This window comes from Caldicellulosiruptor bescii DSM 6725 (genome assembly GCF_000022325.1).
GTDB lineage: Bacteria > Bacillota > Thermoanaerobacteria > Caldicellulosiruptorales > Caldicellulosiruptoraceae > Caldicellulosiruptor > Caldicellulosiruptor bescii.
Map to the genome: position 1 here is coordinate 168,025 of NC_012034.1, position 12,408 is coordinate 180,432.

Annotated in this window: 7 protein-coding genes; all 7 read left to right on the plus strand. The window is 33.0% G+C overall.

Features of this window, described 5'->3' with window-relative positions:
- Positions 1–736 precede the first annotated feature (736 nt).
- The 7 genes from ATHE_RS00665 (at position 737) to ATHE_RS00695 (ending at position 12,385) form a co-directional block, all read left to right on the plus strand.
- Positions 737–2,128 carry a hypothetical protein gene (locus ATHE_RS00665; RefSeq protein WP_015906768.1) on the plus strand — a complete coding sequence of 464 codons (1,392 nt, stop codon included), beginning with the start codon at positions 737–739 and terminating at the stop codon, positions 2,126–2,128.
- Positions 2,125–3,699 carry a Cas10/Cmr2 second palm domain-containing protein gene (locus ATHE_RS00670; protein ID WP_015906769.1) on the plus strand — a complete coding sequence of 525 codons (1,575 nt, stop codon included), beginning with the start codon at positions 2,125–2,127 and terminating at the stop codon, positions 3,697–3,699. Before ATHE_RS00665 ends, ATHE_RS00670 begins: the two co-directional genes overlap by 4 nt.
- A complete protein-coding gene (locus ATHE_RS00675; RefSeq protein ID WP_015906770.1) occupies positions 3,692–5,965 on the plus strand; it encodes an RAMP superfamily CRISPR-associated protein in 2,274 nt (757 codons plus the stop codon). The genes ATHE_RS00670 and ATHE_RS00675 overlap by 8 nt, the downstream gene beginning before the upstream one ends.
- Entirely contained in the window at positions 5,952–7,376 is a 1,425-nt protein-coding gene (locus ATHE_RS00680; protein ID WP_015906771.1) for an RAMP superfamily CRISPR-associated protein, read from the plus strand. Before ATHE_RS00675 ends, ATHE_RS00680 begins: the two co-directional genes overlap by 14 nt.
- Positions 7,377–7,383: 7 nt before the next feature.
- On the plus strand, positions 7,384–7,995 hold the full coding sequence (csx19, locus tag ATHE_RS00685; protein ID WP_015906772.1) for a type III-D CRISPR-associated protein Csx19: 612 nt from the start codon (positions 7,384–7,386) through the stop codon (positions 7,993–7,995).
- Positions 7,988–9,835: a TIGR03986 family type III CRISPR-associated RAMP protein gene (locus ATHE_RS00690; RefSeq protein ID WP_015906773.1), complete on the plus strand. Its 1,848-nt coding sequence runs from the start codon at positions 7,988–7,990 to the stop codon at positions 9,833–9,835. Before csx19 ends, ATHE_RS00690 begins: the two co-directional genes overlap by 8 nt.
- A 528-nt stretch (positions 9,836–10,363) precedes the next feature.
- Positions 10,364–12,385, plus strand: a complete 2,022-nt coding sequence (locus tag ATHE_RS00695) for an SPFH domain-containing protein (RefSeq protein ID WP_015906774.1) — start codon at positions 10,364–10,366, stop codon at positions 12,383–12,385.
- The last annotated feature ends 23 nt before the right edge of the window (positions 12,386–12,408 follow it).

Sequence of the window (12,408 nt, forward strand, 5' to 3'; positions counted from 1 at the left end):
CAATAACAAACCATTTTGATATTGACATTTACATATTTCGTTTTTATTTATTCTCAGTGACCCCCTTTGATGATTATTTCAATACTAATTATGCAGTGGACACAATTTTATTTTAACTCCATCCCCATACGGGCGAAGACCCTGCATACGAGCATAGCTGACGTCCACGCTATGGTAGATGGGACGAAGGAATTGAGGGCAAGGGAGAAAAGACCCTGAGAGACATGAGAGGGTAAACGCCATGGTTATTGTGGATAGATACCCGCCGCAATATAGTAGAATAACAAAATAAATACAGTAGAGAGGCTAAATCTAAGTTTAGTATGGTAGAATAAAGCAATAATAACAATATCAAGAATAAGATTGTTTGTTTCGGTAGAGAAATTTAAAGAAATCGCGAGATATTTTGAGAAAATCAAAGGTATATTGAGAGAGGGATGTAAACATTTCAGTAGAAGAAAAAATTGCTTGAAGGGGTGGTTTGATTTATCTGAACTATGAAGTAAGGGAGAGTTTGACAATAACAAAAGAAACAAGAAAGATTAAACTTCTTAAAGTTAATTATTACTTTTGTCTATGTGTGAGATTAATCTTGCAAATAAACATTTAAAATTATTAATCTTAAAGAAGGAATTCTAGAACTATTTGTCGAATAATAGTAATATTTACTACTCAGAAATAAGAATAGAATAACAAAAAGACAAAAATTATGCTGTATTTTGGGAGGTTATGTAAAGTGGGGGAAAATATATTGGTTGTTACTGTTGGTACAAGTCCTTTGCCTGAGTACATTGCAACTAAATATTTTTTAAGATATTTGCCTAATAAATGTAGCGCAGAAAAATATAACTATGTCTTTTTTATATGTTCAGAAGAAACTATTCGGCAGAAAAGTACAGCTTCATATGCCGAAAAATTAGAAGAGGTGTTGGGTAGAGATAATGTTAAAGTATTTTATATTTTACTATCAGATGTGTCAGATCCAGAAACAATTTACAACGACCTAAATGAATATTTTTCTTCTCGCCAGGAATTTTCAAAAGAAAAGGTGAATAAAGTACATTTACATTATAGTGGTGGAACAAAGGCAATGGCCGTGTATATTTATGATTTTTTCAAAACTAAATATGGTGAAAAATTTGAATCGTCTTATTTGGATGCAAGAGATAAAAGAATGATAGTTAGTAATCCTCATTCCAAAAATAAAATAAAAACTCTAGCTTCAGATGACTTAAGAAATGTTGATGAGGTCTCAATTGATATAGACACACTTTTAAGAATTCATTTGTATGAAAAAAAAGAAGAAAATGAATCATGGGGAAATAAGTTTTGTAGCAACAATTTCATCATAATAATGCGTCAAATAGAAGACATCATTAAGACGCCCGAAAAAATAAAAATATTTATTGCATGGCTTGATGATCAATTTAGAAGGTTATTTAAGTCTTCGGGAAAATTCATAGAGAAGACGGAAGAATTTTGTAATGTAGTTAAAAACAATGAAAATATTGTGAATCAGTTTAATGAACAACTCAGCAAATATGAGTTTATAAAAAGTCTATTGCTGAGTTTTCCAGAAGAAAAAAGGATAATCAATGAAGATGGGAAGTTGTGGATTCCGCCGGAAGATCTAAGCTCAAAGAAGTTCAAAGAGAAAATTTTCGAAACTGTCAAGTTTCTGGATGGCAAATGGTTAGAGTACTACGTTTACAATGAACTAAAAAATAAACTTCTTGAGAGAGGATTGAAAGAAGGAAGTCATTTTGGTTTATCTCTTAAAGCTAAAAAGAAAGAAGGTTCAAATAATTCAAAAGGATTTGAATTAGATATATTTGTTATTAGAGGATATCAACTGATAGGAATTAGCATAACAACTTCTTTGAAAACAGGAGAATGTAAATTTAAAGGGTTTGAAGTTATTCATAGAGTAAACCAAATAGGAGGAGAAGAAAGTAAAGCTATTTTAATAACTGCTATAGATAGAAATGGTAAAGACAGTAATCCTGAATCTTTGAAAGAGGACTTGGCATATGAGACTGGTTCTCACGAAGAAAAGATAGTTGTATTTGGAATAGATGATTGGGCTGACATAGGAGATAAAATTGTTGAGGAGGTTTTTGATGAATGAATAACTGCGTAGCAGTTTTAATTGATACAGTTTCTATTCAGGAATACATTTTTTCGAGCAATAAGTTAAAGGACAATATAGGAGCTTCATTTATTGTAGATAACATTTATAAAGACCAACTAAAAAGAGCTCTTGAAATAGTATTTAAGGCTTCAAACATAAATATTAATACATGGAGAGAAAACCCTGACATTATACAAATAACTCAGAATAAAGTGGAATTTGAAGTTGGTTATATTGGTGGAGGTAATGCTTTGATACTTTTCAAAGAAGGTGAAAGATATAATAGAGTAGAAAAGGCTAAGGAATTTGTTAGAACATTTACAAAAATGTTATTGGAAGAGGTACCTGGGGTAAAAACTGCTTTTGGGATAGCAGCTGACTTTAATTTGGACAAGTTTGAAGATTCAATGAAAAAACTTCATAAAGAATTACAAATGAATAAAAACAAATTTTTTTCTTTAGTTACTCTTCAGAAGCATGGTTTTACTTTAGACTGTCCAAGAACTGATGAAAGTGCAGAATTTGATAAGAAAGATGAAGAAGAAAGTTTTATTTCTGCAGTGGCAAAAGCGAAAATTGAAGTAAGCAAAAAGGCCAGAGAGAGGATGAAAGAGTGTTATTTGAAAAATTATGAAAATGAATATTTATTTACAGACGAAATTGATAAACTTGGGCAGCAGAAAAACTCCAAAAACTACATTGCCATTGTTCATATAGATGGAAATAAAATTGGTGAGAAATTCAAAAAATGTGAAAGTCTCCAGGAAATTAGAAAGCTTTCTATTGACGTAGAAAATGCATCTCAAAGTTCTTTTAAAAGAATAATTGAAGAAGTTGTTGATAAGATTAAAAAGAAAATCATTTCAAAAGAAAATGGTTTTTATTTATCTTCCGAGGATGAAAAAACTGTTTTACCTCTTATTCCAGTTCTTATAGCCGGGGATGAAGTAACATTTGTGTGTGAAGGTAGGTTGGGGATTTGGCTTGCTGAAAAGTATATTAAAGAGCTTATGAACTATAAAATACAGAATTCCGTTTTCTCTGCTTGTGCGGGTGTAAGTATTGTAAAAAGTAAATATCCATTTTACAGAGCATATTTGATAGCCGAAGGATTACTTTCAAGAGCCAAAAGGAAATCCCGAGAAAATGGCAATTCTTCTTATTTAGACTTTTTTGTATCTTCAGGTGGTTGTAGTGGCGAAATAGATGATATATTAGAAAAACATTTTTCAACAATAAATGGCAATTTACATTTTGGTCCATACAAGGTAGATTCAGATTGTGACACTAATTGTTATAATGATGATTCATTGAAATATCTTAAAGAAAACATCAAAGGACTTCTCAAGTTTCCCAGAAATAAACTGATGAGACTAAGAGAAGCGTTATTTGAAGAGAAGGAGATTAGGAAGTTGATTCTTGAAGAGTTTAGTGTGAAGGATTTAAATTTACCGAAGCTACCTTTTAAAAAAGATTATATTACCGATTTATGGGAAAACAAAAAAACTCCATATTTTGATGCAATTGAAGCAATTGATTTTTATCCGGAGGGATTGTTGAATGAATAGTATAAAAATTTTTCTAAAAACTTTGTCATATACTTTAGTTGGTTGTGGGGAAAGCAAAGGAATGGTAGACAACGATATAGTTTACGATAGTTTAGGTCTTCCTTATATACCCTCAAGGCGCATAAAAGGGCTTTTCAAAGAAAGCGCTACAGAAGTGTGTGAAATGCTGGGAATATCAATTGAGTTGGTGGATTCTTTATTTGGTAGAGATGGCTTTAACCCTGCCAAAATTTATATAGACAACTTATATGTGACTAATTATAAGGAGATAAAAAGGGAAATTGAAAAACTCAAGGAAGAAGAATATTATAAACATTTTCTTTATCCAGAGAAAATAATTTCTTGTTATACAGTTGAGCGCTACCAAACAGCAATTGATGCTGAAAATGGAACAGCAAAAGAAAATTCTTTAAGAACATCAAGAGTTTTGAAGCCGAACATAGAATTTGAAGGTGCAATATTTGAATTAAAACCTCTTTCAGAAAAAGAAAAAGCTTTGCTTTATCTTGCTTCTATAAATTTGAGAAGAATTGGCACGTTAAGAAACAGAGGGTTTGGTCAAGTAAGATGTTGGATAGAAGGTATTGATTTCAAAAATGTTGTTGAAGCAATAGAAAAGTTAAAATGTGAAGAAGAGAGTTTTTCAGAGGTAAATAAGTCAATAAAAGAATTCAAGTGTACGGGGACAGAGGATAGAACATTAGCAAAGCTTGTCTATACAATAAAGACATTGTCACCAATAGTGATAGCAAGTCCAAGAGGGGAACAAAACACTGTCTACACTAAAACATACATCCCGGCTCTCACTGTTAAGGGATTAATAGTTAATCAATTTATAAGACTTATGGATTTGGGAGAAAATGCCCATCAAAATGATTATTTTTACAAGATGTTTCTAAAAGGAGAAATAATTTTTACTCCAGCTTATCCTGCTAAAGAGAATAGAATATTTGAACCAATTCCACTTTGTCTTCAACCTGAAAAAGGGAGCGAACCTGATGTTTTGTATAATCTATTTGACCCTACAAATGAATCAAGAAATACCAAACCAATGAAAAAATTTTGGTACTTTACAGAAGATAAAGTAGATAATGGAAATTGTGTATATGAGTTGTATGAACCAGAGACAATTTTCTATTTTCACAATTCAAGGGATAGACAAAAAGGACATAGTGTAGGTGAGGGTATTTTCTATTATGAAGCAATAGATTCTGAGCAAGAATTCAAAGGTGAGATAGTAGGACCCAGGAATTATCTTTTGCAACTCAAGGAACTAATTGGTTCATTTGAAGGATTTATAGGCAGGTCCAAAACTGCTCAGTATGGTTTGGTAAAGTTTGATTTTGGAGAAATTAAAGATATAGAAACTCAGGAAGATATTGATGACGAATATATCATTTATGCTTTGTCTCCTATAATAGTTTACAATTGCTATGGTTTTACAGAGCCTTCGGAAAGGGTTTTAAAATCTTACTTGGCAAAAATTTTAGAATGTAAAGAAGAAGATATAGAAATCATGAGCTCTGCTGCAAAGGTTGAACGATTAGAAAATTTTGTTGGAGTATGGAAAATGAAAAGCAGTTCTGAAATAGCTTATGCTGCGGGTTCTTGTTTTAGAATTAAATTAAGATGTCAAATTAGGGATTTTAAAGATAAAATAAATGAAATTCTTATTAATGGTATAGGTGAGAAGACGCAAAATGGTTATGGTAGGGTAAAAATTTATTTTGATTTAGCTAAGAAATATCAAAAAAGAGATTCTAAAGAGGAACATAAAGAAAAAGTTATAATTAATAAAAGTGTTAATCTCATTGAGGATATAGTGAAGTCAGATTTATTTATGTGGGCTAAAATTAAAGGCTTTGAAAAAGCCAGAGAGTTTGACAAGAAAAAAGAAATTTCTAGCCATTTAATAGGCAGGTTAGAGAATTTATTGTCAGATTCTAAAAATTTAGACACATGGAAAAAAGGTCTTTCAAAATTTAGCGACAAACAAGCAGGAAAAAAATTAAAAAAAGTTAGATTGTGGGATGAATTGTTTGATGAAAATAGCAAAGTGGATATCACTGTTAAATTATATAATTCTCTTGCTGAAGAAAGGGACTTTAATAAATATTTTCATAAAAGTATTTTCGGAAATCTAAAGTGGAATATAGAGCAAGATACAGATTTTCTTTGGGAATTTTTCAAAGCATATTGGCTTTCTTTTCTGCGATATTTAAGGTTATTTAAAAAACGGGAGGAAGAAGTTAATGTGCAAAATTAAAGGAAGACTAATTTTAAAAGGAATTTTGAAAAATGAATCGCCTTTTGTAATTGGTAAGGGTAAAGGGGATTTAATAGACATAGAGATTTTAAAAGGTGAAAAGGGAATGCCTTATATTCCAGCTACATCATTTATTGGAGTGCTCAAACATCACATTTGCAATGAAAAATTTGACATTGAAGATGAATATACATGGAATTATTTTTGGGGAGACAATGTAAAAGAAAATGATAATGATTCTAATACAGGCATACAAAGTCATTTTATGGTTAGCGATATAAAATTGGAAGAAGAACAAACTGGGATACTGGCTATCAGAGATGGTATTGCTATTGATTCAAGATATGGGGTTGCCAAAGAAAAAGCAAAGTATGATTATGAAGTAGTTAATAAAAATCTAACATGGGGCTTCTGTGCAGAATTAATTTTAAGAGAAGGAGTTAATGAAAATTTGTTTTTTAAGATATTAAACACTGTTTTAAATGAACTAAAACAGGGGCGTGTGAGAATAGGAGCTTTTACCACTAAGGGTTTTGGGAAATTTAGATTAGTAGATTGTAATGTTTACCTATTTGTGTTCCCTAAAGACGGAGAAAAATATTTAAAGTTTTTAGCAGATGAGGAAAACGCTTTAAAAGAATTAGAAGAGTTTGATTTAAGCGAATATGGTACTCTTCAAGTTAAAGATAGCGATGACAGAGATTTTGAATTAAAGGCCAAGTTTACTCTAAAAAGTTCTATTTTAATAAACAGTTATGGCACGAATACTGAAGAGACAGGAAATAAAGAACAAGAAGATGTAGATAAGATTCATATAAAGTACAATGGTGAGCCTGTATTGCCTGGTACGTCTTTAAAGGGTGCCATTAAAGCAAGATGTGTGAAAATTATAAATACCTTAATTGATAATAAAAATTACATTTTGCCTGACAAAATTGAAAGTCTTCTTAACGACCTTTTTGGATTTGTGGATAATGAAGGCAAAACAAAACGAAAGCAAAAAAGCAGATTGATTGTTGAAGAAAGTATCATAGAGGGAGCAGAGGAAAGTGAACAAACAAGAATAAAAATTGACAGGTTTACAGGAGGAGTTATTGAAGGGGCGTTAGTTAAATCAAAACCTGTATGGCACAAAAATGAAGAAGTAGAAATGTGCATAAAAATTGAAAAAGCCAAAGAATGGGAGATTGGATTAATTTTACTTGTACTTAAGGATTTATGGTCTGAAGATTTACCAATAGGTGGTGAAAAAAGTATAGGAAGGGGGCTTTTGAGCGGCAAATTAGCTCAAATTAAGTATGGAAATAAAGAATATATAATAAAACAGAATGGCAGAAAATTAGAAATCCAAGGCAACAAAGCTGAGCTTGAAAATTTTGTAGAACAACTTTTAAAGGAAATGGGGGTGTAAGAAACTGATGATTATGTTAAAGAAAATGTATGAGGTCAAAAAAATATCTTCTTGTGTCAATCTTATAGGTGAAATAGAGAAAGAAAAGATTATAGAAATAATTTCTTCATATTTTTTTAATGCTAGCATTGTATTTTGGTTAGATTACGAAGTATTGTTTGGAACATTTGAAAGTGGCAAACTAAGATTTTATAAAGAACTTTCCAGGGATTTTGGAAAATATCTTTTGAAGGCAAGAATCTTTGATGAGAATAAAGAATTATATCTTTGGAGGAATAACAATTTGGTGCTAAAAGGAAGGTTAAGAAAAGATTATGTTGGTGAACATAAAGTAGATGAGCATAAAGTAGAGTATATTGATGTTATTGATGCACAACAGGTGATGTTTGGTAAGAATTTTTATGACCTTAAAAATGGCTTTGTCGAAGTTTCTGAGCCAAGAGGGATCAAATATATTGTTCCCAAAGAATTTTTACTAGGTGAAAAGTTGACCCAATCTGATATGAGATTAATTTTATATACTCGAAACTATATAGGTTACAACGAAATTGGACAAGCTGGATTTATAGATTACCGGTTTGTAAAGATTGAAGCGAGGGGAGGAGAACAAAATGGATAAAAGAAACACAGAAGCAAAACCTAACCAACGAATGGCCGCCAAAGCACCTTATAATTTTGTTCCTTTGAACATATGTGTAGTTAAAGCCCAAGAAGTGCCATCTTTTAGCAAATTTTATAAAGATAGATACTCAGGATATATAGAACTTGAAATAGAGACAATAACACCACTTTTTATAGGAACAAAGGAAAAGTGCTCACAATTTTTTTCGCCTGCTGGCAAACCCCGAATTCCTGGAAGTACATTGAGAGGTATGACAAGAACTCTTGTAGAAATTGTATCGTATGGGAAGTATGGGTTTTGCGATAAAAGTAGAAGATTATATTACAGAGCAGTTGCAGGTAGTTCAAGTTTAGATAAAAGCTATAGAGAATTATTTGTGGACAGAAATGATTATTTTAAATATAAGTTTAGTGCAGGAATAATGAGAAAAGAAGGAAATACATACAGAATATATCCGTCAAAATTTTGTGAGAAAACACAGATTTATCGAATAGAATTTAACAATCTTCCCGACGAACTTAAAGATAAAAAACCTTATTATTTTGAAGTAGTTTACTATAAACCAGTTTCTGTAAAAGTTCACAAGCATTCTAAAGTGAATTTGAAGTATGCTAAAATAACTTCTATTTCCTTATCCCAAGACTCTGAGCATCCTCAAAGGGGTTATCTTATTATTTCGGGTAACGTAGAAAAAAAGAAACATATGCACTGGATTATAAATGAACCAGAAGAACACAACTATATTGTGATTCCTGAAAAAAAGATTGAAGAATACAGAAATGATGAAAAAAGAGATCCTTCATTTGATATTCTCAAGATACTTAATGAGTGTGGTGAAGTTCCAGTATTTTTTATTACTGACCAAGCAAATAATGTTATAGCCTTTGGACATACAGGTTTTTTCCGCTTGTCTTATGATTATACAATTGGAGAGCATATTCCAAAAAATCTACAATCAGATGATGTTATTGATTTTGCTGAAGCTATTTTTGGGAAAGCAGGCCAAACAAATTCTTTTGCTTCCAGGGTCTTTTTTGAAGATGCGGAATTGATTGAAACTCCAGAAAATTTGGAGAATATATTTTTAACAGAAACCTCACCTAAAATTTTGAGTGCACCGAAACCTACAGCTTTTCAGCATTATTTAGAACAACCAGAAGGTGTTCAGACATCAAAAGATAAACTGCATCATTGGAATACGAAGGAAGCTAAAATAAGAGGATATAAACTTTATTGGCACAGGAACACACCTGATGAGCCATACCATGAGCATAGTTGGAGTGAAGGAAAAATTATAAAAGATTCAGAACAGCATACTGTTATCAAGCCCATAGGCAGAGGAGTGAAATTTAAATCTCGCATCAGATTTGAAAACTTATCGAAAGAAGAGCTTGGTTGTTTACTATTTGTTTTGGATTTGCCAGATGGTTACTATCACAAAATTGGAATGGGGAAACCTCTTGGACTTGGAACTATAAAAATAAAGCCAACATTATTCCTCATAGATAAAAAAATAAGATATAGCTCTCTCTTTCATGAAGATGAATGGGAATTAGGGATTGAAAGGAAAGAAACTTTGCAAGATTATAAAAGTGATTTTGAAAAATATATTATGCGAAACATTCCAGATGAAGAAAAAGATAACGCAAATTCATTGTGGGAAACTAAGCGCTTGAAGGAGTTAAAAATATTGCTTTGTTGGGAACACAACAATTGTGTAGGATGGTTAGAAAAAACAAGATACATGACCATAGGTGACAGGGCGAAAAAAATCGAAAACGAATTTAGGAAACGAACTGTGCTGCCAAAACCTTCTGAAGTTATTCAAGGAGATTAAAGCAAATACTCATAGAAAAAATATTCTCACAAAGGGGCTGCTATGTTTATATACCAATAGCCCTATTTATTTTATTTAATTCCAAAACTTCCTCACTTCCTCTTTTGTCAGCTTTGTCAGAAATGTCTGATTTGTTTCTTTGATGTTGTCAAACAGATCTTTTTTCTTTACTGAATCGCTATTACCTTTTCTTCAATAGAATTTTTGGCAATGATTTAGAATACCTAAACCACATTTTTCTGACCCAGCCTGTGGACTTTCATAATTTTTTCCAAGCCTATCTGAACTAGAAACATCTGTTTAATAGCTTTTGCAAATTATACGTTAATTTTTCGCAACACTTTGGTGGTCTGCCGCGTTATGATATAGTGAAGCCAAATTCTAAGATTATACTATTGTACAATTAAGCTCATTGTGATAATATAAAAGGAAACAAAAGAATTTAAGTTAATATTTGATAGAATCAGGTCGAATTTTGTCGAAATTAAGAGAAAATTGTCAAAAAAGTGAAAGGAGTGGAGATTTCAAGTGGGCATATTGCTTGAAGTTGCTGGTGTGTTAATTTCCATTTATATTTTGCTTAAGCTCATAGGTCTTCGCGTCATTCCAAATGACAAAGTGGGTATTGTCGAAAAATGGTGGTCTTTCAAAGGTTCACTGGATGAGCAGATTATAGCGCTGCACGGTGAAGCAGGCTTTCAGCCAGAGGTTTTAAGAGGTGGTATTCATTTTAGGACACCGCTTATGTACAAAGTTCATATTGTTCCGCTTGTTACAATTCCACAGGGTCAAATTGGCTATGTGTTTGCAAGAGATGGGAAACCGCTCGAGCCTACTCAGACGCTCGGCAGAGTTGTTCCAGAGTGCAATAATTTCCAAGATGTACGTGCATTTTTAGAAAATGGAGGGCAAAGAGGACCTCAAAGGGCAATACTGAGAGAAGGAACATATGCTTTTAACCTTGCTCAGTTTATAGTCATCACAGAAGATAAGATTTACTATCTTCCAATGGGCAACAAAGAAGAAAAAGAGATGATAGAGAAGATGGTCCAGACTTTAAAATCACGAAATGCATTCAGGCCGATTGTAATAACAGAGGACAAGGTTGGGATTGTAACTGTACACGACGGACCATCACTTCCAAGTGGTGATATTGTCGCACCGACAGTTGGCGATGACCCATCTGACCCTGAGACTTATCACAACAACTTCCAGGATCCTGAAAAATTTTTAAAAGCTGGGGGATTTCGTGGAAGACAGCTTCAGGTGCTTGTTGAAGGGACATACTTTATAAACCGCCTGTTTGCAACAGTTGAGCTGATTGACAAAACGGTTATTGAAGTTGGATATGTCGGAGTTGTTGTATCATATGTTGGTCCAAAAGGGCAGGATACATCGGGTGAGGACTACAAACATGGTGAGCTTGTTGAAAAAGGATACAGAGGTGTTTGGAAAGATCCTCTGATGCCTGGAAAATACGCTTTTAACACATATGCTGGGAAAATTGTAAAGGTTCCCACTACAAACATAATTCTAAAATGGATAAGTAACCAGACAGGTACGCACCGCTATGACGAAAACCTCAAAGAAGTAAGTTTAATCACAAAAGATGCGTTTGAACCGTCGCTGCCATTAGCAGTTGTTCTTCACATAGATTACAGGAAAGCTCCTTTGGTTGTCCAGAGATTTGGGGATTTGAAGATGCTTGTTGAGCAGACTCTTGACCCGATGGTATCTGCATACTTTAAAAATATAGGGCAGAAAAAGACCCTCATTGAGCTTATTCAGCAAAGAGATGAGATTCAAAAGATAGCATCAGCTGAGATGAAAGAGAGATTTGCTCATTACAACTTAGAGCTTGAAGAGGTTTTAATTGGAACACCAATGTCATCTCCAAACGACAACAAGATAGACGCAATCTTAGAGCAGCTTCGCGACAGGCAAATTGCCCTTGAGCAGATAGAGACGTACTCACGCCAGCAAAAAGCAGCTGAAAAAGAAAGAGAGCTCAGAGAGGCAGAAGCTCGGGCTGCCCAGCAAAAACTTTTGACAGAGTCTGAGATAAATATTCAGATTCAGACAAACCAAGGAAAGGCAGAATATCAGAGGTCACTTCAAGAAGCTCAGAAGATAAAAGCATTGGCTGAGGCAGAAGCAGAAAAAGAAGCACGAATTGGTATTGGCCGGGCAATTGCAATAGAAGAACAGGTAAAGGCATACGGCGGACCGCAATATCAAGTTCTGCAGGATGTCATGGGCAAGTTTACTCAGGCTTTAGAGAAAACTGGTATTGATATAGTTCCTGAGACAGTTGTTTCAATGGGTGAAAAATCATCTTCAGTTTCATTTAATGCGTTTGAAATGCTACTCACTTTGCTTTTGACAAAAGAACTCGGTGTTGAATTCAAGGCAAAAGAGACAGAGGATGAGAATATAAAGAGGATAAAGCAAGAAATACTAAATTCAATCCTTCTTGCAAAAGAAAATGAAAAAGAAGAGAAAACTGAACAGGTTTCTCAGGGGTTACAGCAGCAAAATGCAGTATCTTAAGCTTTAGAGCATTAAATATACAG